This window comes from Bacteroides zhangwenhongii, from assembly GCF_009193325.2.
GTDB lineage: Bacteria > Bacteroidota > Bacteroidia > Bacteroidales > Bacteroidaceae > Bacteroides > Bacteroides zhangwenhongii.
This window is the reverse complement of record NZ_CP059856.1, coordinates 4017940-4043457: the sequence shown is the minus strand read 5'-3', so window position 1 is coordinate 4043457 and position 25518 is coordinate 4017940. Positions and strand designations below refer to the sequence as shown.

Genomic DNA, 25518 nt, shown 5'->3' with positions numbered 1-25518 from the left:
ATTGTACTTCGGACGAAGTACATAAATATCCAACTCAGCGAAAAGATATATCAACGCTTAGCAAGGAAACCTTCAGCCAAATACATCCGTACAGGATCGCCATACAGTTTCAAACACCTCATTCCATAGACCTTATAAAGAGAGGAAAGCGCAGACTTTATCCTGAAAAGCTCTTGCCTTAGCAGCCGAAAGTACATTCTGGTTCATGATGGCGAATGCCACTTCGTGCCCGTTCTTCATACGCAGATAGCCCGCAAGCGTATTTATCGCTGTAAACGATCCTGTCTTGGCATGAACGTTCCGAAATACAGGCGCACTCTTCATTCTGTTTTTTAACGTACCGTCTACCCCGCCAACGGGAAGAGACTTGTATAACTTCTGAAAAATATCCGTCCGCGAATAGGCATATTTCAAGAAATCGACCAATAGGGCGGGAGAGAGGTAGTTATAATTGGACAGTCCACAGCCATCCGCAATCTTATAGTCTTTCGGGTCGTGCCCCAGCCGACGGATGAGTTTCATAATCTCGACAATCCCGTCTTCGGCCGCCACCTGTTTCTTTCCCGTAGCCTGCGCGCCCAAACGGCAAAGCAAGGCTTCCGCATTCAGGTTATCACTCTCTTTCATCAACTGGTTCAACACTTTCTGCACGGAAGTATTCCAGCACGCCATCTGCTCCACTTTCACGCTGTCACGGGGCAACTCGGCGAAATCATACGACGGAGGAACGGCGATTCCTTCTCCCCGAAGACGTTCAAGAAAGGTGTGCATGAAAAAACGGGGAGAGTCATAAATATTGATATCATCTTTTCTGATCGAAGCGACATTGCCCGAAACAGTTAGATTATTCCCGCTCGTCAGCCAATCTCTGGTAAAAGAGAACTTTCCGGCGGAGGAAGCGCGTGTTCTCGTCCGGTTTGTCAAAGTATAATAAGAAGACACGGGCTGGCAGGAGACGCTTGCCGTATCCCCCTGCACGGTAGAGGGAACTACCGATATCCGCACCGTTCCCTTGCAGAACATCAACGGAGAGAGATAGGGCTGATAACCTGCCGGAGTATCATCCCATGCCCATCCATGCCCCCAGTAAAGGGAATCTTTCATCGAAATATCCCCATACACTTGCCCGTTAATCACAGAAAACGGGTAACTGATCACTTTCTTAACCAACGAATCCATTGCCTGGCTGTCAAACTCCGGATCGAACCCACCCACCACATACAGGTTTCCCTGCAATGTATCATGTTCTATCACTCCGTCGTGCCACACTTCCGTACGGAAAGGCTCATCGGCTTCGGGACGGGAGAGGGCGGTAATGGCAGTCAGCAGTTTCATGGTAGAGGCGGGACGAGACAGCTTCTCCGCACGATAGTCATAAAGTGGTTTCTTAGCCGTCAGGTCGTAGACGGATATGCCGACTTCGGATGATTCGGGAAGCAGTTGCTTGATAAGCGAATCTATTTGGGAGAAGTCCTTTTGTCCCCATAGGGGAAGAAAACAGAAAGAAAAAAGAACTGATAAAATAATATTCTTCATACTACACTGTCTATACTGTCTTACATTTATCACATATCCTTTACCTGTCCAGTCACGCACTCCAATCTTATTAATTCGTACTACAACGTTTCCCGGAAGATTTCTCCTACCGTGGGATGTGGGAAAACAATCTTTTTCCATTGTGCTGCCGTCAGTCCGAGTTCAATGGCAGTCCCCGCAAGAGTGATAATCTCCGAAGCGGGATTTCCCAATACGTGAGCGCCAATCACCCGCTGCTGTTCATCCAACAATACTTTGCAAACTCCGTTCACTCCTTCATTTTCCGCAACAAAACGACCGGAATAGGCCATAGGAAGTTTTACTACTTTATACTGAATGCCTTTTGCAGAAGCCGATTCTTCCGTTTCGCCCACTCCGGCAATCTCCGGATTGGTATAGACAACTCCCGGAATAGCGCGGTAGCTCATAGTATCTTCTTTTCCCAAGATGGAATGTACGGCAACTTCCGCTTCGCGGACAGCCGTATGCGCCAGCAAAGAGAATCCGGTCAAATCACCGCAAACGTAGACATTAGAAAGGGATGTCTGCATTCTCTCATTTACTTTGACGGCACCACGCTCTGTCTTTTCCAAAGTCAGGTTTTCAAGTCCGAAACCTTTCGTCACAGGACGACGGCCGACACTCATCAGTAATTTCTCCGCAACAACTGTTCCGCTCCCCTCCACATTCTCGTATGAGACAACGGCGCCTTCCTCTGTCTGTGACAAAGCAACGACCTTCGTACTAAGCAAAAACTTAATTCCCCGTTTCATATAGTCAGCACGCAACAAAGCGGAGAGTTCTTTATCCATACCGCCCAAAATCTCATCCATCATCTCTATAACCGTCACCTGTACTCCAAGACTGTTGAAAAACGAGGCAAATTCCATTCCGATCACTCCACCGCCAACGATGACAAGTGAAGCGGGCAGCTCCTTATTGTCCAATGCTTCCCTATGCGTCCAATAATCTACGGAATCGACTCCCGGAATAGGAGGGATAAAGGTTTCAGATCCTGTACAAAGTATCAGATTATCCCCTTCATAGGTTTCTTCACCACAACGAACCGTATTTTTATCAATGATCTGTGCTTCTCCCGCCACTATCGTAACATTGTTGGAAGTCAGTTTGGATTTTACTCCCAATACCAGTTTACGCACTACTTTACTTTTACGGGCAATGATTTTTGCCAAGTCGAAAGATACCTCGGAGACATTCACCGCATACTTTGACGCATGGCGGGCACCGTCATACGTCTTTGCCGAATACAATAATGTCTTGGTCGGAATGCATCCTTCATTCAGACAAACACCACCCAGATTATTTTTCTCGATAAGCAATACGCTCAAACCGGCCTTACCGGCAGCTTCGGCGGCTGTATATCCGGCAGGACCGCCACCAATAATAATTAGTTGATACTTCATAGTATATAATCAGTTAATCTTTTTTCAAGCAATTCGACAAATTCCCGTTCCTTGACAGGCATCACAGAGACGAACTTACCCTTTCCATATTCTATCAGCACATACTCCGTCACCGAAAAACGCCCGAACTTCATAGAGTGGCATTTCCTTATAGCGGTAATCTCAGAGATAGGAATTACTTTTTTACGAATAAAACGCCCGGTAGATATCTCCAGAATCCCGTTAGGAGTAACCGTATAAACAGTATGGATAATCTGCTCGATCACAACAATCAGCATAAGTATCAGCAACACCGCCGGCAAGATATACTTACACCACAATGCACCGACAACGTTCACAGTAAGTACTACCAACAGGAAATATTGGTACCAAGCAATACGTGCATGGAAAATTCGATTCATTTTGTCAGATTTTTGCCCGCAAGGTAGCAATTTTATGAATTAGTGACAACGAAAAGTACAACGAAGTAACTTATTTTGTAGCTTTGCGGTGAGAAATAACAAAACTATGGTAAGAAAATTCGATTTCCTCGTCATCGGCTCCGGAATTGCCGGTATGAGTTTTGCACTGAAAGTAGCGCACAAAGGTAAAGTTGCACTTATCTGTAAAGCCGGATTGGAAGAGGCCAACACTTTTTTTGCACAAGGCGGTATAGCTTCCGTAACCAATCTTGCAGTAGATAATTTCGAGAAGCACATTGAAGACACAATGATTGCCGGAGATTGGATCAGCGACCGAAATGCTGTGGAGAAAGTAGTCCGCAATGCTCCCGAACAGATCAACGAACTTATTCATTGGGGAGTAAATTTCGATAAGAAAGAAGACGGAGAGTTTGATTTACATAAAGAAGGCGGACACTCGGAATTCCGTATTCTTCATCACAAAGATAATACAGGCGCCGAGATTCAGGAGAGTCTGATAGAAACAGTAAAAAAGCACCCTAATATCACAGTATTCGAGAACTTCTTTGCCGTAGAGATCATCACGCAACACCATTTGGGAATTATCGTCACCCGTTATACACCGGGTATCAAATGCTACGGCGCATACGTGCTGAATGAAGCAACAGGCGAAGTGGATACTTTCCTTTCCAAAGTAACCGTGATGGCAACAGGTGGTTGTGAAGCTGTTTACCGTAATACGACCAATCCTTTGGTAGCTACGGGAGACGGTATTGCTATGGTTTATCGTGCCAAAGGTGCAGTGAAAGACATGGAGTTTATCCAATTCCATCCTACAGCCCTCTTCAATCCGGGGGACCGCCCCGCTTTTCTTATCACGGAAGCGATGCGTGGATATGGTGCCGTACTGCGTACACAAGACGGCAAAGAGTTCATGCAAAAATATGACTCACGGCTTTCACTGGCTCCACGTGATATCGTGGCCCGCGCCATTGACAATGAAATGAAACAACGTGGGGAAGACCATGTATTCCTCGACGTGACACACAAAGACCCGGAAGAGACGAAGAAGCACTTCCCCAATATCTATAAGAAATGTCTCAGTCTCGGCATTGATATTACCAAAGATTACATCCCTGTGGCACCCGCAGCACACTATCTCTGTGGCGGTATCACGGTCGATCTGGACGGACAATCCAATATCCGCCGCCTGTATGCGTTAGGAGAATGCTCCTGCACAGGTCTGCACGGAGGCAACCGTCTGGCTTCCAACTCGCTGATAGAAGCGATTGTCTATGCCGACGCTGCCGCCAAACATGCGCTCAGTGTATTGGAACGTTATGACTTTAACGAAGATATCCCCGAATGGAACGACGAAGGAACCATCTCCAATGAAGAACGTGTACTGATTACCCAAAGTATGAAGGAAGTTAACCAGATCATGGAAGCATACGTTGGCATTGTCCGCAGTAATACCCGGTTGATACGTGCATGGAACCGACTGGACATCCTCTATGAAGAAGCCGAACGGCTGTTCAAGAGTAGCAAGGCTACCCGCGAATTGTGCGAATTGCGCAACATGATCAATGTGGGGTATCTCATCACAAAACAGGCTATGGAACGTAAAGAGAGTCGAGGCTTGCATTACACGATTGATTATCCGCATAAGAAAGATTAACAGGAACATTCCACAACTTACAAAGTGTAAGTAGAATATTAAAAAACGCGTAAAAAGAACGATTACCTTGTTCTTTTTACGCGTTTTTAGTCTTTTATACCTATCTCATATCACATTCCTAACATGCAAGTCTATAAACACAGGATTTCACAGCTATTCCCGAATATTTATTCTTTTTATTAAATTACAGGCTGGATTTATTGTCTTTTAATTATTATATTGTATTTTTGTGCCATCATCCTATTTGCCACAGATATGGCAAATATAAAAACATGAAAGCATGGGAAAATTCAAACTACCAATCTTTTTGCTCATCCTTATAGGGATATCCGTAAACAATCTCAAAGGACAAACAACAGCGTATTCAAACTGGTACAAAGTGTATAATGATACATTGCAGGGCATAAATATGGAAAAAGCCCTACACTTTCTACAAGAAAAAAAGCTAAAACCCCACCGGCAAGTCATCGTGGGTATCATCGATTCGGGTATAGATACGACCTCTATCGATCTAGCACCCGCACTTTGGCGTAATCCAAAAGAAAAAATCGACGGAAAAGACAATGATAAAAACGGATACGCGGACGATTTGCACGGATGGAACTTTCTCGGAACTAAAGACGGGACATTCAACATGACCAGTGCCGGAACTGAAGAGTACCGCGAATTCAAACGGTTATATCCCAAATATAAAAATATCGATCCGGCAGATATACAAGATACTACTGAATATGCCTACTACGAAAAGATGAAAAAGAAGGCGGGTATCATGAGTTATATAAAATATGTGGGTTATACGGCCGCAAAAGACCAAGCATATCAGCTGATAGATTCTGTGCTGACTACTATTCCCGGAATAAATATAGACACACTTACAGTCAATGGATTAACTCATCTTCCTATTGAAGATCCGGCATGGGGCAACGCCTGCCAAACACTTTTTGTCGATATGTTCAAGAGTGGAAAAAAATCATTATGGAAAGATGTTCATAAGCAACACCGCAACACATTTGCCTTGATGCAGAAAAGATTATATGGTATCGAGCATGATGCTGACAAAAGGTTATTAATGGGCGACGACTTAAAAAATCCTTCAGACCGTTTTTACGGAAATTCGTTATTACAAGCAGAAGGATGCGACCATGGCACTTTCGTTGCAGGAGTGATTGCCGGACAAGGAATCAATAATGCTGCCATTACCGGTGTCTGGCCCCAAGCGCGGTTGATGATCATACGTGCCGTTCCTGACGGTGACGAATACGACAAAGACATTTCAACCGCTATCCGTTATGCAGTAGATAATGGCGCTAAGGTTATAAACATGAGTTTAGGAAAATACACCTCACCCGATGCCGACATGGTAAATGAGGCTATTGAATATGCTCTCAAAAAAGACGTACTTATCATCCAAGCGGCAGGCAATAACAAACGGAATATCGATCTCATCACCTATTTTCCTTCAGCAAAGGATGCGCAAGGAAAAATATTCCCTAATTACTTGAGAGTCGGTTCTTCTGACAAGAAAGGGCAACTAAGTCAGTTTTCCAACTATGGAGCAAAAGAAGTAGATGTATTCGCTCCTGGAGAAGAAATCACCTCGGTAACGGTAGGCAACAAATACATGGTATCACAAGGAACCAGTATAGCCACCCCCATAGTAAGTGGTGTAGCGGCAATGTTACGTGCCCATTTCCCAAAGCTGACGGCCACACAAATCAAAGAGATATTAATAAAGAGCGTTCGTCCGGCTGACAATTTAAAAGATCGTTGTACAAGCGGAGGAATCATTGACGCACTACAAGCAGTCAAATTAGCAACCGAATATAAAAAGAGATGAGAAAAAACACTGTCATAGGTTTTATAGGCCTGCTGTTTTGCTTATGCATACAAGCACAAGGAACATCCACATCGGTAAACAGTACTGTAAACGATGTGGACTGGGCACGTGCTGAAAAATTTTCCTCTGATGCACTGGAGCAATATATAAAAGGCAAAAGACCTTATCCCAACTGGATTGAAGGTAGTTCTTATTTTTACTATAATGTAAAAGAAGATAATGGAGTTTCTTACTATCTGGTTAATGCCAAGAATGGTAAAAAACGCAATATGATAAAGGATAACCTGCAATTCGTGCAACAATATGCAAGAATCACGGGTGACACACTTGACGCAAGGAATATACAGCTTTACGGGTATCGATTTAAGAAGAATGACTTCAACCGCTTTTATCTTGATAAGAAAGGAAAGTCTATGGTGTATGACATGCGCACCGGAATACTGACACAGATAAAGGCAGAAAACAAAAAGAAGGAACGCCCTGTTCTCAAACCATCGTACCATAGTTCTGACTCACTCTTCACTATGTTGGGATGCGGATATGACCTCTATATACGTAACAACCGTACAAGAATCATACACCGTCTGACAAAAGACGGTAAAGAGGATGCGTCCTATACTTACCGTTGCTCTAAAGACACAATAGAGTCTAACACCAAAGGATTCTGGCTGGGACACCGTTATGTCTGCCTAATGCAGGATATGAGTGAAGTAAAAGAAATCAGCCTTATCAACTCCCTTGCACGGCAACGTCCGACGACAAATACCTTCAAGATGCCTATGCCCGGTGATGCCGGAGTGCGTCAATACCGTATGTTTTGGTATGATGCCGACCATGAACAAGGGAAGATGCTACCGATTGGGAAATATCCTGACCAAGTAGTAACTTTGGACTATTTCCGTTCTCCCGAAGCTCTTTTTTTCACGCGCAGAAGCCGTAAGGGTGATAAAATAGACCTTTGCCGTATCAACGTGACAGATGGCACAGTCACTGAGCTTATCTCGGAAGAATGTGCTCCGCACATCAACTTGACCCTATCGGGCTATCGCATTATAGAAAAAGGAAAATATTTCATTTGGTGGTCGGAACGTACAGGAAAAGGTAACTATTATCTGTACAATAGTGACGGACGATTACTAAACCGCATTACACATGGTGATAACCTCGTAGCAGGCAGTATCGTACATATAGATACCTTACGAAGAAATATCATTTTTGCCGGATATGGTAACGAACCTGATACTAACCCTTATTATACCTTTTATTATAAGGCCGATTTTGACGGAAAAAAACAAACGCTACTCACTCCGGGAAACGGTAACCACGAATTAACCCTGTCCGACGACCAACGATATGCCATCGATACATATTCACGTATGGACTTGGCGCCTGTAATGAATGTATTGTCTCTCGACCGTCCCACACAATATTTTGAGGTAAATCGCATGGACGACAGCCTGTTGCGAAAAGCAGGATGGCAACCGCCTTTACTGTTAAAGTTGAAAGCGGCCGATGGGAAAACAGATCTTTACGGGCTCATGTATCTACCGTCTCAACTGGATAAGAACAAAAAATATCCTATTATCAGCAATGTGTATCCCGGTCCCCAAGATGATCAGATTCCGCAATCATTCACACTTGACGATAATGGTAACCAATCACTGGCTGAGCTTGGGTTTATAGTCATCAATGTGGCTCCACGTGGAAGTTCTCCTTTGCGTGGACACGATTTCTATAACTTCGGCTACGGTAATCTGCGTGATTATCCGTTGGCTGATGATAAAAGCGTAATTGAGCAGTTAGCAAAGAAATACCCGTTCATCGATCTTAACCGTGTGGGTATTTACGGACACTCCGGAGGAGCATTCCAAACAGTAGCCGCCATCCTCACTTATCCCGACTTTTATAAAGTAGCGGTAGCTGCTTCGGGCAACCATGACAACAATATCTATATCCAATGGTGGGGAGAAGCATTTCACGGACTGACCGAGAAGACTGATCCAAAGACCGGAAAAACGGTATTTTCCACCAAGATTCCGACCAATATGGAACTGGCTAAGAACTTAAAAGGCCATCTGATGCTTATCACCGGCGATGTAGATAAGAATGTTCCTCCTTCATCTACCTATCGCCTGGCAGACGCTCTGATAAAAGCCAACAAACGTTTCGATATGTTTATCCTGCCGGGAAAAGACCATGGAGTAATGTGTCCCTATTATCAGAATTTGATCCGCTACTATTTTGTAGAGAATCTCATTCAACCGGTAAAGCAACATATTGATATCATCAATCATAATTAACCCTAACTCAAAAAGCTTATGAAGTATCAGAAAACATTCAAAGCATTCGTGTTTGTCTGTCTCTGTTGCATGGCTACAATCCTGTTCGCTCAAAAGCCGCAAGGCGATGCGACCATTCTAGTGAAAGTAACCATTGTAGACGTAGACAAGAATCCCTTGCCCGGTGCAACAGTAAAAGTTACCGGTAAGGCACAGGGAGTAGTGGCTAACGACCAAGGAGAAGTTTCTCTGTGGGTAGACCGGAACACCCAGATTGAATTTAAGTATGTGGGTATGAAACCGCTATTCATGCGAGTAACCAAGCCACTGTCCGGCTATATCACATTAGAAGATGAAACCTCCGAACTGGATCAGGTAGTAGTCACCGGATACCAACGTACGACCAAACGCCGTACTACCGGTTCACTGGCAACACTGACAGCCAAAGACCTGAAAGGAGCCCCTACAGCCAATTTGGATATGTTGATGCAAGGAAAAGTTGCCGGAATGGACGTGAAAGCTGTTTCCGGTCGCCCGGGAGAATCGGCCAAAATACGTATTCGTGGTACAAACACAATTACAGGTAATGCAGAACCATTGTGGGTGGTAGACGGGGTACCTTTGCAGAAAGATATTCCAAGCATATCAAGCAGCCAAATCCGTGCAGGTGATTTCAATGAAATCTTTGCAAATGGTATCTCCGGAATTAACCCAAACGACATTGAATCTATCACAGTATTGAAGGATGCTTCAGCAACAGCCATTTATGGCTCTCGTGCAGCAGGAGGCGTTATTGTAGTAACAACCAAACGAGGAAAAGAAGGGAAAATGAGTATTAATTATTCAGCCAATGTTTCTATCGTCACAAGACCTCCAGGCAACGCTAATCTAATGAACTCCAGTGAGAAACTGGCTTGGGAGCAAGAGTTATGGAATGAATTCTCTGCCAAAGGTTTTGCCGATGGTACTCACTATCCGGTTATTGGCGCGGTCGGCATGATTCGATCCGGGTACGGGAAATACGCCAATATGACTTTAGAACAGCAAAATGCGGAAATAGCCCGTCTTGGCGAACAAACAACTGATTGGTTTGACGAATTATTTCAAAATTCAGTTTCAAACAGCCATTATCTTTCTCTCTCCGGAGGATCGGAAAAAAACTCTTATTACGTTTCCTTAGGATATTCGAAAAACAATGGACTAGTAAAAAAGACCGATTACGAACGCTACAATGTAAGTGCCAAACTTGATATGAAGCCCAACAAACGGGTGAAACTAGGTATCTCTGCTGATATGGCTATACAGGAATCCACTTCACCATCACTGAATGTTGACCCTTTCAAGTATGCCTATTTTGCCAATCCATACGAAAGAATATACAACGAAGACGGATCATATGCAGCAGACAATACATATTACAGTATAACTCATGCTAATGGTGCTTATGACAAATTATTACCGGATGGTGGATACAATATTTTCCGGGAAATCAATGAAACATCCAACGAGACCAAGAATATGTCCGCATCATTAATCGCTAATCTAAGTGTTAACATCTTAGACAATTTAAGTTTCGAAGGATTGGCCTCTTACGGATATGTGACAAATGCCTCCGATAATATCAATGGCAAAAACACATACGCCGCTTGGCAGGACCGCCCATTTGAAGGTAGTGCTAGTAGTATATCTAAGCGTACATACGGTTCTATTACTCAGACCAATGCTTATAACACCAATTACAATTTACGCGGCCAGCTCCATTATTTCAACACCTTCGGTCGCGACCATTATATAAGCGCATTGTTAGGCTCGGAGATACGAGGACAATATTCCAAAAGCATCTACGAAAAACGATATGGATATGATCCCATATCCGGTAATTCTTCTATCCCTATATATCCGGAAAGTATGGATATAGGCTATAACAACCTGATTTCGTATGCAGCCATCGTTGATCAGCTATCCGGTCAAAGTATTGTAGAAGACGCCTTCGCTTCTTTTTACCTTTCATTAGACTATGTATTCAAGCAACGTTATATTCTCAGTTTGACAGGACGTACCGATGGCTCGAATAATTTCGGTAGCAATGAACAATTCAACCCTACCGGCTCTGTCGGTCTATCTTGGAATGTTGATCAGGAAGAGTTCATGAAACCTTTAAAACCTATTATCAGCACTTTATCTTTACGAGCTGCATTCGGATATACAGGAAACATTAATAAGTCTGTTTATCCACAATTGGTAATGGATTATGAAAACTCATTCCGCAAAGCCGACAATGATTATTACCGCATGGGAACATTACGGAATGCCCCGAACGCCAAATTACGCTGGGAAAAAACACGCGATATGAAAATCTCTATGGATATAGGTTTTCTGAATGACCGTCTGCGCCTGCAAGGTGAACTTTATGACAGACGTACACGAGATGCCGTGACCAATGTACCGGTGGTTTACACTACAGGATTTTCATCTCAAAGTTATAACACCTCAGAGCTGCTGAATCAAGGAGCGGAAGTGACAATAAGCGCAAATGTATTGAAAACTAAAGATTGGAATCTTTCATTAACTGCCAATATTGCTTACAACCGTAATAAGTTGCTAAAATATTCCTCGCCTAATGGAAGCATTTTCAATTCTAACTACGTAGGCTACCCATTAAGTTCTATTGTCAGTGGAAAAGTAATAGGCATTGATGAGAAATTAGGAATTTATGCTTATGCCACCCGTCCGGACGTTACAATGTCTACGGAAGCAGACCGTGGTGAAGCTAAAAACTATGCTTTCTATTTGGGAACCAGTAACGCACCTACCAACGGAGGATATTCCATCTCTTTATCATACAAGAAAATAAACCTGAGTTTAGGAGGTTCTTATTCTTTAGGAGGAAAAATACTGAACAATATCACTTGTCCGGTATCCTACACTATGCTGAATGAATCATCCTCACCCATTGAAAGTATTCCTACACAAGAAAATGACCTGTATACCAATTTCCTGAACGTAACAAAAGACCGTGTGAATCGTTGGACAAAAGACAACCCGATAACCAATGGATACCCACGTATCATTGATGCGTATGGAGAATATCTCGGACTGGATAATTACATGACAATCAGTAGCCAGATCACTCGTGCCTCGATGTTGGAGAAAGTATCTTATTTCAAACTCGGATCATTATTATTAAGCTATAACTTTGAAAACGAATGGCTTAAAAGAGCACGTATCAGTTCATTGGCATTGTCATTCAGTGTTAGCAACTTATTTATAATAACCAACTATTCCGGTATTGACCCCGAAACCCCAGGAGCAGTTTATCCTACTCCACGTACCTTCTCTATGGGAGTTTCTATCGGATTTTAAGAACAGAGCACTATGAAGAAAAGAAATATAATAAGTATTGCGATACTAGCATTATTATGCGTATCGTGTAGCAACTATTTAGATATAAAGCCTTACGGACGTACCATCCCTAAGACGGCAGAAGAGTTCTCAGCACTTATTCACACACGCCTTAACAGTATTGACGCCGGTTCAGACAGCTATTTGGTAGGTAATGCCAATCAATGGATGACATGGGATGCCGTATGCGGTGATAATTTTGAAACTTGTCTAACCGGATCGGGCGCACGTGCTTTAGCAACATACGTAGGTGATATTATCCGCCAAAATCAATACACCAATTACTACCAATCTCTTTATGAATTTATTCGCGACTGTAATATCGTATTGAATGAAATGGAAGAAAACGATACGGAAGAAGCTAATAAAATTCGGGGGACAGCCTACGCCATAAGAGGTGCGGCATATTATCAATTATTACGGATATTCTGCGAAGTACCCCGTACGGGAGAATTTGACACACAGCTCGGGCTTCCACTTGTGACAACATTTGATATGGAAGAAAAGCCACTCCGCAGTACCATGCAAGCCACTATCAATCAGATAGAATCTGATCTGCAAAAGGCTGCCGGATATCATATCAATGATAAGATCTACCGTTTCACGGAAGATGTCGTAAAAGGATATCAGGCTCGTATGTATTTCTGGACACGGCAATGGAGCAAAGCACTTCCGATAGCCCAAGACTTATTGAATAAATATCCCTTATTGGAAGGTGAGGCATACAAAGCCATGATGACTAACGCGTACGAATTGACGGGCAACCAGCTTTTAAAATCATATCTTGCTGTCACAGCCACCGGCAGCGACGATCTGTCCGGAGTAAATACCACCCTTAAATATCGCCCCGTCAGCCTGCGTTTTTTAAGTACTTTCTCCGAAGAAGAAAAAACAAGCGATATCCGCTATGCACTTTGGGTAAATACCGAACGGCAAGCAAAAAAGATTTTCTTTTGTGGTATGAGAGCAGCCGAATTCAAGCTGATGGAAGCGGAATGTTATTATCACATGAAGCAAGAAGACAAAGCCCTGAAATCCATCAACGAACTGCGGGCGCATCGCATCAATAATTATACCGACCTGACAGTTGACAAACTACCAGCTCTCTCAGACAAAGAAGTCATAAAAACGGATGTAGAGGGTAATGCTCTAACCCCACTAATGGGATTCATTCTGCAAGAACGCAGAAAAGAGTTATTTCTGGAAGGAGACCGTTTCTTTGAGCAAAAACGGAATGGCTCACCGGAATATTGGACAGCACTCAATGGCCTAAAGTATGTGACAGAGAAATATATGTATACTTTTCCAATTCCTTTGCACGATTTGGATTTAGAGAACGGATTGATACAAAATCCTGGATATAAAGAGATACAAAATAAATAAAATGGAGGATTTAAATATGAAAAAGAAAATATATAGCGGGATATTTATGATCTCCCTCGCATTATCCGGAGCAATTTACGCAGCTTGCGAAGATATAGATGAATTGCCACCGCAATCAGATACTAATTTCATAAATAAAACCTATAAATTACCCAATCCTACTGTGTTGACTACTGAAGAAGTAGCGGAATATAATGCGATAAAAGCAGAATATGAAAGCAGTATAAATCAATAGCAATAACCACAAAAAACCAAGAAATGTTATGAAGAAATTAGGGCATTATCTATATATATTGATGAGCATGACATTTATTCTTGCTTCCTGTTCATCTGATGATAACCAGCGCCTGCCTCAAATCTATATCGACCAGCCATTCTATACATTGGCCAAAGGGAGTATAGAATTGAAAATAAAGGCTGACCAAGCTCCTCCTACGGATGTCTCTATTCCTATTCTGTTTGCTGGAACGGCTGTTGAAGGTGTAGATTTCACTGCATCGGAATCATCCATCCTACTGAAAGCAGGTGAGACAGAAGCTACTTTTACATTAACCCGTATTGAAGAAAATATCGGTGATGAAAATAAAGAATTATATGTTAATCTACAAAAAGCTCCGGAAGGTTTCTCGTTGGGATTGATGAATTATGCTTCTGTAAACTTATTAAATAATAATGGAATCATAATGTCCTTTGAGAACAGTACAGGAAAAATTGGATTCAGTGCTGACTTCTCTATCAAACTGACTAATATGAAAGGAGGAGTATATAAGGTAAAAGTAGAGACAACCTTCGATATTGAAGTAGATGAAAGTTCTACCGCAATAGAAGGGGTACATTATGAATTCGTAAACGGAGCCAAGGCTGTTGTTCCTATCAACAAATATATAGGAAGTTTCTCTATCAGATACCTGAAGAAAGAAGAAGGGAAAGATAAACTTATCCTCCGTTTAGCTAATAAAGACGGATATGCTATAGGTAGTAACGGCACACTTACTGTCACTATAAGCGGACCGGATATATTTACCGGAACTTGGGCGTTTGATAAAATAACAAATCTCAGTTTGTTCACAGACTATATGGAAGATATCGACAAAGCACCGAAAGGGACACCTTCAGACCGAATAACATTTAAAGGTAATTCTTACTTGGAATATACATTCACTCCCGATCTATCGGGAGATCTGAAGAATTATTTTGGGACATCTCCCCGTAAAATAACTTTCAAAGAAGAAGGAAATAAGGTGTTCCAAGAAGAAAGAGGTGCAAAGGTAAAAGTATCCATACTGGAAATACCTGATGTAAACGTCAATTTCTCTACTACCTACAAAGACATCCGTCCGGCCCTTGTCGGTTTCCGACTAATCACAGTAGATAGTAAAGAAGTATTGGAATGCACATTGGATGATTATGAACCGCAAGGAGAAGATTTTGGAGCCATGATTTATGAATTTATGGGCTCTATGGAAGATGCTCCACTTCGTATTCACTTTAGCAAAGTAGAATAAAACTAGGAGCGCACAATAAAGCAGCTTTTCCTAATTTATTATTAATCCCTTTGTTCCGTTGATTTGATACGGGACAAAGGGATTAATAATTTCTTCCTGTTTCTTATAGAGAGATTTTCAAACGTAGCTTATTAATACCCTACATTAATTCCCATATCTTACACACCTTTCCTGCTGCCAGATAAACGACATACGTACGTATCCTGTAGTTGGGAAATTGGTGATTAATATCAGCAACATAACTGTCCACCTGCTTCACATCTTCCATGCGTGGAGCATTCAAGCTTTCAACCATACTTGCATCTTTAGCCTTGAAATATTTGAACTCAACGACACGGCAATCATTATGGAAAGTAGAGCCGGGAATACCGGTCAACACAAGGTCTGCACGCCCATTGGGCAAATTTTGTTCCAAAGCAAAGGTATAGCAATTGCTTAGATATCGACTCATCACCTCATAGCAAGAACAACGGACGAAATTCTCATTGATCTTATCAAATACCTGAGCAGGAAATTGTCCGAGATACTCCTTGAAATAGTTCTCAATAACAGGTTCCAACTGACGGTCGTCAATAAAACGCCGATAGACCGGAACAAAAAGTTCCACGTCCGGAAACGAAAAGCTTCCCGACGTGGAACCAACTATCTTCTAATCAGAAATCCTCTTTTAATAGTTTTCCTTCTTCACTTCGAAGTAAGCCTGCGGGTGCAAACAAGCCGGGCAAACTTCCGGAGCTTCCTTACCTACAGTGATATAACCGCAGTTACGGCATTGCCATACTACTTCACCTTCTTTAGCGAATACAGTCATATTCTCGATATTGTTCACGAAAGCAAGATATCTTTCTTCGTGACCTTTCTCAGCAATAGAAATATTACGATACATAGCGGCAATCATCGGGAAACCTTCCTGTTCTGCCACATCTGCGAAATGAGGATAATCCAGCGACCATTCTTCGTGTTCACCAGCAGCGGCAGCGCGAAGATTTTCGAGTGTAGTACCGATTACACCTGCCGGATAGCTGGCAGTGATTTCTACCATACCACCTTCCAGGAACTTAAACATACGTTTCGCATGTTCCTTTTCCTGATCGGCCGTTTCAGTAAAAATAGCCGAAATCTGTTCGTAACCTTCTTTTTTAGCCACACTTGCAAAATAAGTGTAACGCATTCTTGCCTGTGATTCTCCAGCGAATGAAGTCAGCAGATTCTTCTCTGTCTGAGTTCCTTTAATACTCTTAGCCATAATTCTTATTATATTTTAAATTGGTTGATTACCACACGTAACTTGTCGTATTATCTATAACGCAAATATAAGCTATTTGTTCATAAAACGCCCTACTTTTCTCATTAATAAAATCTATGCCCTCATTGATAAAACCTATCAAAAATCAAATAGTATGTCGAGAAACATACTTCTTTCGATTATTTTATATAATTTTGCAACCTCTACTTTACAAAAGACAAACGATCACGTAACAACTCATAGAAAATGAAACTATTTGAATTCAAACCTAAATTGGTTTCTTGCCTAAAAAATTATTCAAAAGAAACATTCATGGCAGACTTGATGGCAGGTATCATCGTTGGTATCGTTGCGTTGCCGTTAGCCATTGCCTTTGGTATTGCTTCGGGCGTATCACCCGAAAAGGGTATCATTACCGCTATTATTGCCGGATTTATCGTCTCATTGCTGGGCGGAAGCAAAGTCCAGATCGGCGGACCGACAGGTGCTTTTATCGTCATCATCTACGGAATCATCCAACAATATGGAGAGGCCGGACTGATTGTAGCAACGCTCATGGCAGGTGTTCTCCTTATATTATTAGGAGTATTCAAGCTAGGAGCCGTTATCAAGTTCATTCCTTACCCGATTATCGTAGGTTTCACCAGTGGTATCGCTGTGACCATCTTCACCACACAGATAGCCGATATCTTCGGCCTGTCGTTTGGAGACGAGAAAGTTCCGGGTGACTTTATTGGAAAATGGTTGATTTATTTCCGCCATTTCGACACGGTGAACTGGTGGAATACCATCGTAAGCATTATCAGTATCATCATCATCGCCATCTCACCCAAGTTTTCCAAGAAAATTCCCGGCTCACTGATTGCTATCATCGTGGTGACAGTTGTCGTTTACCTGATGAAGATGTACGGCGGAATTGACTGCATCCCAACCATTGGCGACCGCTTTACAATCAATTCCGAGCTACCCGATGCCGTTGTACCCACATTGAATTGGGAAGCCATTAAAAACTTATTCCCGGTTGCCGTCACGATTGCCGTGTTGGGAGCTATCGAATCACTGTTGTCCGCCACCGTTGCCGATGGTGTGATAGGCGACCGCCACGATTCCAACACAGAACTGATTGCACAAGGTGCAGCGAATATCGTAGCTCCTTTGTTTGGCGGTATCCCCGCTACCGGAGCCATTGCCCGTACTATGACAAATATCAACAACGGAGGTAAGACACCGATAGCCGGAATCATCCATGCAGTCGTCCTGCTGCTGATTCTTCTCTTCCTAATGCCGCTTGCGCAATATATCCCGATGGCATGCCTTGCCGGAGTATTGGTCATCGTTTCCTATAATATGAGCGGATGGCGCGTATTCAAGGCTTTACTGAAAAATCCAAAATCGGATGTAACGGTACTTCTGATCACATTCTTCCTTACTGTTATCTTCGACTTGACAGTTGCCATCGAAATCGGACTTATCATCGCTTGTGTACTCTTTATGAAGCGTGTTATGGAGACTACCGAGATTTCTGTTATCACGGACGAGATTGATCCGAACTCGGAGCTCGATATCGCTGTACACGAAGAGAATCTGATAATCCCCAAAGGAGTGGAAGTATATGAAATCAACGGTCCTTACTTCTTTGGCATCGCCACGAAGTTCGAAGAAACGATGGCGCAATTGGGTGACCGTCCGAAAGTACGTATCATCCGTATGCGTAAAGTTCCGTTTATCGACTCTACGGGTATCCATAACCTGACCACTCTTTGTGAAATGTCGCAGAAGGAGAAGATTACCGTTATCCTTTCCGGAGTCAACGAGAAAGTTCATAAAGTATTGGAGAAATCCGGGTTCTATGAACTATTGGGAGAGGAAAATATCTGTCCGAATATCAATGTAGCATTGGACAGAGCGAAAGAAATTGTAGAGTAATAATCTTATCTAATAATAACATGAAAAGACAGCTTTTAATTCCCGCCTTACTACTGTTATTTCTCCCTTTTGCACAAGGTAAAGTTAAACTTCCTGCAATGATGGGAGACCACATGGTACTCCAACAAAATAGTTCCGTAAAACTATGGGGTCGGGCAGACGGTAAAAAGGTAACTATCACCACTTCATGGAATAACCGGACTTATCGGACATCTACCGATAAAGACGGAAACTGGCTGGTAAAAGTAGACACTCCTGCCGGAGGATATACTCCTTATTCCATAACAATCAGTGATGGAACTCCAGTCACTCTTTCGGATATACTGATTGGAGAAGTGTGGATCTGCTCCGGCCAGTCGAATATGGAAATGCGCATGATGGGAAATTCAGCACAACCTGTTGACAACTCGCTCGAAACGATTCTGAATGCAGGCAACTATCGTGATCGTATCCGCTTTATCACCGTACCAAGAATCAAAGACATTCAAAAGCGGACAGATTTCGAAGGAAAAAAATGGGAAGTATCTTCACCGGAAACAACTATTGATTGCAGTGCCACAGGCTATTTCTTTGCCAAGCAGCTAACCCAAAGTCTCAATCTTCCGGTAGGATTGGTTATCAACAGTTGGGGAGGTTCGGCAATCGAAGCATGGATGGACGAACAAACATTAAGTACCATCGAAGGCATGAATATAGAAGCTGCCAAAAGTCCGAAACGGGATGTACGCCAACGCTTGGAATGTTTATACAACTTGATGTTATGGCCTGTCAAGAATTTCACTGCACGTGGATTCCTTTGGTATCAAGGAGAATCGAACATATCCAACTATCAGTTCTATGCTCCGATGATGACAGCTATGGTACAGCTTTGGCGTAATGTATGGGAAGCACCGGATATGCCCTTCTATTACGTTCAGATTGCCCCTTATAAATATAAGAACAGTCGTGATATAGAAGCTGCCTTACTGCGCGAAGCTCAAGTGAACGCATTGAAAACAATCCCAAACTCCGGTATTGTTCCTACCACAGATATCGGCAATGAGTTCTGTATCCATCCTTCCCAAAAAGAACCGGTAGGTCTCCGCCTTGCAACTCTTGCATTAACTCAAACTTACGGAGTACGCAAACTGCCATCCACCGGACCTATGATGACTAACGTGGAATATACTGACGGCAAAGCAATAGTAGCATTCGACAATGCTCGTGCCGGACTATTCCCCACGTTCGAACAATTGGAAGGATTCGAAATAGCAGGAGCTGACAAAAAATTCTATCCGGCAAAAGCTAAGGTTGTAGGACGTAGCAACAAGGTAGAAGTACAAAGCGAACAGGTCTCTCAACCGATAGCCGTACGATATGCTTTCCGCAATTATGTAGGCAATATTACCTTACGGAATACTTTCGGATTGAGTGCTTTCCCATTCAGAACAGATACATGGGATGATGTGAAATAAAGAACAGAAAAGTTATGTGAAACAAGGAGGAAAAACCATCCGCCACATTTTTGCTCTTATTTTAAGTATTATAGGGGGAAAAACAAAAATGTCACAGAACTAATAATCAATTACTTAACCCTAAAAAGGCCCTTATTTTAAGAAAAGTTCACAGAAAACAATAGGTTGTTTTTGCTTTTTTCCGTGAGAAAACTGCATTTTTTGCAATATGTTATTTACTGGCATATTGCTCCCCATATTTATATCTTTGTTTGCACTTGTGCATTCTCCCGAACAGACTTGAGCAGCCGCCTTGTTGCACTTATGTAACAAGACAGCTGCTCAAGTGCATTCAACGAATACATATAGAAGAATTGATTAACTGATGGGGAGAAGTTATTAATCTATGCAGAAGAAACTACGAATGCTACCTTATGAATAAATGAAAATATAGAAATGTTCTTTATAAAACACACTCTCATACGGAAAATGATTTTATAAAGAACATTTCAAAGTTCTATCTATTAGAGCGCTAAAAGAGATTTAGCTTTTAAAATCGGTACGTCCTCAGTTGTTTATCCACTAACATTCCGTCCTTCAAAGTTAATTCAAACTTCACTTTACGTTTTGCCTTCAGTTTTAGGATAAAGAGATCTTCCGAACCTTTCAATACCTCTTGTTTACCGATATTGACAAAGGTAGGATAGAGAGCTTTCACCCCACTGGTATGGAGACGGTCGTTAGTCAAATTTTCCATCGCTTTCATGTTCAATGGTTCTACACCTACAAATTCGTAATCATTCTGGTCGTAGGGCAATGCAAAGCTAAGTGCATTCACCGCTTGGAGTCCATCACCTTTCACACGGACTTCCACGATTTCATCTTTCTGATACAAACGCTTCGGAGTACTGATGGATAGAGAACCGGATACTTTCACCGTATCTCTCTCGCCAATACCACCATCAAGCTGGGTAGCTACCACAGAAATATCATAAGCATCTATCAAATCATTCATGTTAATATCTCCTTTACTAATATAACCTTCGTAATCTGAATCCCCACGACGCAAACCCGTATAGTTCATATAAGAAGTAAGGTCGTTACGGTCGATCTTACCGTCATTATTGATATCTCCTTGCAGATAGCTGGCTGTTCCGGGTACTCTGAATACATAAAGTTCACGACCGGAAGCATAATTGCCCACACCTGCCGTTACATTGATTTTGATATAACGTGCGGTAGGATGAGTACTAAATTCAAATACTTTCACTTCACCATTCCGCTTCCAATCGAACGCTCCGGCTTCCGTCCAATGTTCCTTATCCATACTGTAAGAGACAGAGCCCTTCAGTAGTGTACCGTTTCCGGCATCCGTACGAGGCAGATAATGAAACTTATCAAGCTGATTAACAGTTTTGAGATCAATTATCAAATCCAAAGGAATAGCGTTGGCACTGTACTTCGTATGCCAGTTATCACCAGATTCGGCAAAGTCGAACAAGCGGTTAACACCGAATCCCTCCTGTTCCGGGAAAGTACATTCACCTTCAATACCATGGATGGCAAATTCCAGAGGATTTGACTTCGTTGTAGTATTAAATTCAGCCCAATCGGAAACACCGTCCTTGTTGACTGCACGTACTTTGAAAGAATAAGGAGTTTCGGCTTCCAGCCCTTCAAACAGCAGGTAAGTGTTGCGGATAGTCGTATAAAGCATCCCGTTAAACTCTATTTCATAGAAGTCGGCATTAGCTACTTTATCCCATGTAGGCTTCAATGTGTAAGCTTCTCGGTTTTCCTCCGTTACCTGTGCATTTTGCGGGACAGCTAAGGTTCCCATGCTTACACGATAGCGGTCAATAGGTTCATAACAGAAGCCGCTCACATTCACTACAAGCTGATTGGCAGTGATGTCCGCAGCAGCCAATCTTACACGTAGCTGCGGATTCTTGGTAATAACCACTTTCTCAAATTCACTGCCTTTTGTGGCAAACTTATTCAGATTCGGAGTTTCCTCATACCAAAAGACGTTTTCACCCTTCAGAAAATCACCGGCAGTGCTTACCTCTTTTAATTTAATCGTCTTACCGTTCAGCTTGGCGGACAATTTCTTCGGTTTCCCGGTAACGTTGATACGCAACTCCGTCCTTTTATCTTTCACAAAACCGTCAAAACTTCCGGATGACGGATGGATGGTAATCGTAAGATTGCCTTTCTTGGCGTTTACATTAGACTCGATTAGGGTAGATACCGATTTTCCTTGCCGATACGCCTCTGTCACACCGTCATCATCATACTCCACAGTTGCGGTATGACGGTTCGGGTAGAACTCATAGATGCGGAGAGACGGATCTATCTCGCTGACATTATTATGAGGATGAGTCATCGGAATGATAGAACCATGCTTCACAAACACGGGAAGTTTCCAAATGGGAGTATCGAAGTTGTTGAGAATACAGTTACCTTCATACTTCTCGCCGGTGAAGTAATCAATCCAAATGCCTTCGGGCAGGTAGATACCGTCACGGATATCATTGCCTTTCCCATCCGCCTTAGTGTTCCGGTAGACGGGAGCCACGAGGAAGTCCGTGCCATACATGAATTGATACTGCGTGGCAGGCCCGTATGTATACGCATTCGGATAATCAAGGAACATGGCGCGGATAAGCGGCATTCCATCTACCGCTTCTTTGGCGAAGCTATATGTGTAGGGGATTAATTCGGATTTCAGCTTCAAGTACATTCGGTTGATGGAAGTGGCCGGTTCGCCTAAAGCATGGGGGTACTTTTCATTGGCTCCCCAGCCATCCATATTCAACTGCATGGGGGTAAATGTCTTCCATTGGAAATCACGAATATTGACTGTTTCATTTTTGCCGCCAAAGATACCGTCCATATCCGAACAAATATTGGGTTGCCCGGAAAGGCCGGAACCGATGTAAGTCGGTATATGGAAACGGATATATTCCCATACACCACCGGTCTGGTCGCCGGACCAGATGCCTGCGTAACGTTGCGTTCCTGCCCAGCCGTCGAGTGAAATAATGAAAGGACGGGCATCGTTGCCATAATAAGGCATGATGTGTCCTACATCGGCTACACCGTTCAGTCCGAAGGAGTATCCGGCCCCTACCCAAGCCACGTCGGTCTTGAGTACGCGTACGCCTGCATCACGGACTTCCTTCACGATGTCACGTTGCAACAGAGCACTCACGCCTTCTTTGGGATGCAGGTCGGACTGTGTCCAAAGTCCGATTTCCACTCCGTTCCTACGGGCATATTCACCCAGGCTTTTCAGGTTGGCGATATTGCCGTCCAGCGTCTCCGTCTGTCCGTAACCGGCTCCGTAACCATCATTCGGCAACAGCCAGCCGAGCGGCATATCATGATTCCTGTAACGGTCAATAACGGCACGTGCCGAAAACTGGTAATTGTTTTTTTCACCGTTCAAAGATTCCTTGACGCCACCATTGTCTTTCTGACTTTCCTTATAACGTTTTCCGTCCTCAAAAAGAATTCCTTTCTCATCCTCTTTCCAATAGTCGCGGTTATAGGCGTTGAGATGTCCTTCATAAAAACCGAATTTGGGCAACAGCACGGGATTTCCCGTCAATTGGTAAAAATCATTCAGCAAGGCAGCGGCTCCGTCGTTGACCATATAAAATAAATCAAGGTAAGAAGAATTGTGAGATAGTTTCACTACGTTTTTTTCTGCCGCTCCAAAATCATATTGTCCTTTTTTGAAGGTGTGCCACATCATTCCGTAGCCTTTTGTCGACCAATAGAAAGGACAAGGGGAAGCGACTCCTCCGTCTGTCCAGCTGTTTTGGTTTTCAATAGCTATCACTTTGCCTTTGTGGGAGAAGCGTCCGTTTTGCACACCGCCACCATAAAAATACTCGTCCGGTTGTCCTTTCAAAGTTACGGTCACTTCTTTCGAACTGAATACCACTGGGGCAGTTTGCTCAATGACACATACGTTCGTTTCAAGATTAAAAACTTTCATCAGAGCCGTCTGTTTGTCCAGTTCAACCCTTACTTTTCCTGTAGTAAGAATGATACGGCCTTCTTTCTCGTCTACCGTCAAACCGGAAACTTTACGGCGGGGGTGGTCGACAAGTATCCGTGCTTCCGGTTTGGCTTCGGGATCACGAATGACGCCTCCGGAGTTATCCTGAAAAACACGGAAGATATTCTCTCCATAAAAATCGATTATCATCCGCTGATTATTGGCAAACAACACATCTACCGTTGTGGGATTCATCTTTTCCGCACGAAGGATTCCCGAAGTCTGCCGAACACTTGCAAGAGAAATATTATTTCTGTCTGACTTTCCGAATACTTGTATAGAAAGACTGGAAATGGGATATAAGACTGATAGCAATACGATAAATCTAAGATACCGCGAACAGAGAGAATGGCTGTTTTTCATATTTACTCATTTAGAATTAGACATAAGATTACTTACCGCTATACAATGATAAATACCCACTTCTGCTTTGCAACCCTAACTTTACACCGTTTTTTTTAAATATTCTTCATTCTTATTACTTTTTTTCACTATTCCCCCCCAAAAAAGCCTACGTACTACGGATGAATGCAATAAATAGTTATAAGCATTATCCGTAGTACGTAGGCTGTAAACGTCTGAAAAAACACTAATAAGAAGCTGTTGCCGGAATCCCTTCTTTCTCCAGTAAAGCCACAATACGGTCTAATTCCTCATGTGTAGCCTTCTGCAGATCATGGTCGGGTGTTTCCCGATCAATCGTATAAGTCATCACTTGACGGGGAGCGATTTCTTTCACCGCTTCTATCCAGGGAAGCACATATTTATCAGATGTATTATTCATGTCCTTTCCCTGATAACCTCCTTTCAGAAACATCGTTTGTACGATACAGTTTCCTTTGAACTCTTTCATCTTTTCGATGATTTTTCTCACAGAGTATTTTCCATTAGGACGGTCCAACAGATGGATATATTCTTCATCCACTGTATCCAGTTTCAGAATATTATTATCTACCTTATTCAATGCTTCGAACACGGCAGGACGATCAATAAATGTAGAATTACTCAATACACTGACTTTCGCATTTGGGAAATACTTGTCGCGAAGTGCGAGTGTATCTTCTATGATCTCCGGAAAATGAGGATGCGCAGTAGGTTCTCCGTTTCCGGCAAAAGTCAATACATCGGGCGCAGGACCATTTGCCTGCATATCCCTCAACTTCTCTTCAAGAACCGCACGGACTTCTTCACGGGTTGGAAGATGTTTCTTTGTACGGTGTTCGGCATTGAAGCCGCATTCACAATAGATGCAGTCGAACGAACAAACTTTACCGTCATCCGGCAATAAATTGATTCCCAAAGAAACACCCAAGCGGCGGGAATGTATAGGACCGAAGATGGGTGAAGGAAAAATAATAGTCATCTTTCTGTTATAATTTACTTCTTTCAGTTACTACTC

The 25518-nt window shown here is 42.8% G+C and carries 16 protein-coding genes; 9 read left to right on the top strand and 7 right to left on the bottom strand.

Translation table 11 applies throughout. The annotated features are described in order from the left end of the window. Positions 1-132: 132 nt before the first annotated feature. The 3 genes from dacB to GD630_RS16040 all read right to left on the bottom strand — a co-directional run bounded on the left by dacB (position 133) and on the right by GD630_RS16040 (position 3361). Complete coding sequence (gene dacB / locus GD630_RS16050) at positions 133-1536, bottom strand: D-alanyl-D-alanine carboxypeptidase/D-alanyl-D-alanine endopeptidase (RefSeq protein WP_143867264.1); 1404 nt, start codon at positions 1534-1536, stop codon at positions 133-135. 80 nt (positions 1537-1616) lie between these two features. Beyond that, positions 1617-2960 (bottom strand): dihydrolipoyl dehydrogenase, encoded by a 1344-nt coding sequence (gene lpdA / locus GD630_RS16045; RefSeq protein WP_143867266.1) that lies wholly within the window; start codon positions 2958-2960, stop codon positions 1617-1619. Then, positions 2957-3361, bottom strand: coding sequence for a PH domain-containing protein (locus GD630_RS16040; RefSeq protein ID WP_143867269.1), 405 nt, complete (start codon positions 3359-3361; stop codon positions 2957-2959). Before GD630_RS16040 ends, lpdA begins: the two co-directional genes overlap by 4 nt. A gap of 106 nt (positions 3362-3467) precedes the next feature. On the opposite strand from GD630_RS16040, the gene nadB reads away from it, so the two are divergent. The 7 genes from nadB to GD630_RS16005 all read left to right on the top strand — a co-directional run bounded on the left by nadB (position 3468) and on the right by GD630_RS16005 (position 15445). Continuing rightward, positions 3468-5039, top strand: coding sequence for an L-aspartate oxidase (gene nadB, locus GD630_RS16035; RefSeq protein WP_143867271.1), 1572 nt, complete (start codon positions 3468-3470; stop codon positions 5037-5039). Positions 5040-5319: 280 nt separating this feature from the next. Beyond that, complete coding sequence (locus GD630_RS16030) at positions 5320-6876, top strand: S8 family serine peptidase (protein ID WP_143867272.1); 1557 nt, start codon at positions 5320-5322, stop codon at positions 6874-6876. After that, positions 6873-9176, top strand: a complete 2304-nt coding sequence (locus tag GD630_RS16025; RefSeq protein WP_143867274.1) for a S9 family peptidase — start codon at positions 6873-6875, stop codon at positions 9174-9176. Before GD630_RS16030 ends, GD630_RS16025 begins: the two co-directional genes overlap by 4 nt. 18 nt (positions 9177-9194) lie before the next feature. Further along, positions 9195-12518: a SusC/RagA family TonB-linked outer membrane protein gene (locus tag GD630_RS16020; protein ID WP_143867278.1), complete on the top strand. Its 3324-nt coding sequence runs from the start codon at positions 9195-9197 to the stop codon at positions 12516-12518. Positions 12519-12530: 12 nt separating this feature from the next. Then, positions 12531-13940: a RagB/SusD family nutrient uptake outer membrane protein gene (locus GD630_RS16015; protein ID WP_143867281.1), complete on the top strand. Its 1410-nt coding sequence runs from the start codon at positions 12531-12533 to the stop codon at positions 13938-13940. A gap of 16 nt (positions 13941-13956) precedes the next feature. After that, positions 13957-14175, top strand: a complete 219-nt coding sequence (locus GD630_RS16010; protein WP_143867284.1) for a hypothetical protein — start codon at positions 13957-13959, stop codon at positions 14173-14175. A gap of 28 nt (positions 14176-14203) precedes the next feature. Next, on the top strand, positions 14204-15445 hold the full coding sequence (locus tag GD630_RS16005; RefSeq protein ID WP_143867286.1) for a Calx-beta domain-containing protein: 1242 nt from the start codon (positions 14204-14206) through the stop codon (positions 15443-15445). 139 nt (positions 15446-15584) lie between these two features. Here GD630_RS16005 and GD630_RS16000 read toward each other — a convergent pair whose 3' ends face one another. Then, positions 15585-16052, bottom strand: coding sequence for a PD-(D/E)XK nuclease domain-containing protein (locus GD630_RS16000; RefSeq protein WP_238482929.1), 468 nt, complete (start codon positions 16050-16052; stop codon positions 15585-15587). Positions 16053-16112: 60 nt separating this feature from the next. Next, a complete protein-coding gene (gene rbr / locus GD630_RS15995) occupies positions 16113-16691 on the bottom strand; it encodes a rubrerythrin (protein ID WP_005676804.1) in 579 nt (192 codons plus the stop codon). Between the two features lie 246 nt (positions 16692-16937). Here rbr and GD630_RS15990 point away from each other — a divergent pair, with 246 nt between their 5' ends. Next, the gene (locus GD630_RS15990; RefSeq protein ID WP_143867288.1) at positions 16938-18617 is read left to right on the top strand and encodes a SulP family inorganic anion transporter; all 1680 of its coding nucleotides are present in this window, start codon (positions 16938-16940) and stop codon (positions 18615-18617) included. A 20-nt stretch (positions 18618-18637) separates the two neighbouring features. Further along, positions 18638-20071, top strand: coding sequence for a sialate O-acetylesterase (locus GD630_RS15985; RefSeq protein ID WP_143867290.1), 1434 nt, complete (start codon positions 18638-18640; stop codon positions 20069-20071). A 529-nt stretch (positions 20072-20600) separates the two neighbouring features. On the opposite strand, the gene GD630_RS15980 is transcribed toward GD630_RS15985, so the two are convergent. Further along, positions 20601-24482 carry a TIM-barrel domain-containing protein gene (locus GD630_RS15980; RefSeq protein ID WP_143867292.1) on the bottom strand — a complete coding sequence of 1294 codons (3882 nt, stop codon included), beginning with the start codon at positions 24480-24482 and terminating at the stop codon, positions 20601-20603. 226 nt (positions 24483-24708) lie between these two features. Further along, a complete protein-coding gene (locus tag GD630_RS15975; RefSeq protein WP_143867295.1) occupies positions 24709-25482 on the bottom strand; it encodes a radical SAM protein in 774 nt (257 codons plus the stop codon). Positions 25483-25518: the final 36 nt, after the last annotated feature.

Excerpts from the sequence above, each read along its gene's own strand:
- dacB (WP_143867264.1), bottom strand. The coding sequence starts at position 1,536 with ATGAAGAATATTATTTTATCAGTTCTTTTTTCTTTCTGTTTTCTTCCC.
- lpdA (WP_143867266.1), bottom strand. The coding sequence starts at position 2,960 with ATGAAGTATCAACTAATTATTATTGGTGGCGGTCCTGCCGGATATACA.
- GD630_RS16040 (WP_143867269.1), bottom strand. The coding sequence starts at position 3,361 with ATGAATCGAATTTTCCATGCACGTATTGCTTGGTACCAATATTTCCTG.
- nadB (WP_143867271.1), top strand. The coding sequence starts at position 3,468 with ATGGTAAGAAAATTCGATTTCCTCGTCATCGGCTCCGGAATTGCCGGT.
- GD630_RS16030 (WP_143867272.1), top strand. The coding sequence starts at position 5,320 with ATGGGAAAATTCAAACTACCAATCTTTTTGCTCATCCTTATAGGGATA.
- GD630_RS16025 (WP_143867274.1), top strand. The coding sequence starts at position 6,873 with ATGAGAAAAAACACTGTCATAGGTTTTATAGGCCTGCTGTTTTGCTTA.
- GD630_RS16020 (WP_143867278.1), top strand. The coding sequence starts at position 9,195 with ATGAAGTATCAGAAAACATTCAAAGCATTCGTGTTTGTCTGTCTCTGT.
- GD630_RS16015 (WP_143867281.1), top strand. The coding sequence starts at position 12,531 with ATGAAGAAAAGAAATATAATAAGTATTGCGATACTAGCATTATTATGC.
- GD630_RS16010 (WP_143867284.1), top strand. The coding sequence starts at position 13,957 with ATGAAAAAGAAAATATATAGCGGGATATTTATGATCTCCCTCGCATTA.
- GD630_RS16005 (WP_143867286.1), top strand. The coding sequence starts at position 14,204 with ATGAAGAAATTAGGGCATTATCTATATATATTGATGAGCATGACATTT.
- rbr (WP_005676804.1), bottom strand. The coding sequence starts at position 16,691 with ATGGCTAAGAGTATTAAAGGAACTCAGACAGAGAAGAATCTGCTGACT.
- GD630_RS15990 (WP_143867288.1), top strand. The coding sequence starts at position 16,938 with ATGAAACTATTTGAATTCAAACCTAAATTGGTTTCTTGCCTAAAAAAT.
- GD630_RS15985 (WP_143867290.1), top strand. The coding sequence starts at position 18,638 with ATGAAAAGACAGCTTTTAATTCCCGCCTTACTACTGTTATTTCTCCCT.
- GD630_RS15980 (WP_143867292.1), bottom strand. The coding sequence starts at position 24,482 with ATGAAAAACAGCCATTCTCTCTGTTCGCGGTATCTTAGATTTATCGTA.
- GD630_RS15975 (WP_143867295.1), bottom strand. The coding sequence starts at position 25,482 with ATGACTATTATTTTTCCTTCACCCATCTTCGGTCCTATACATTCCCGC.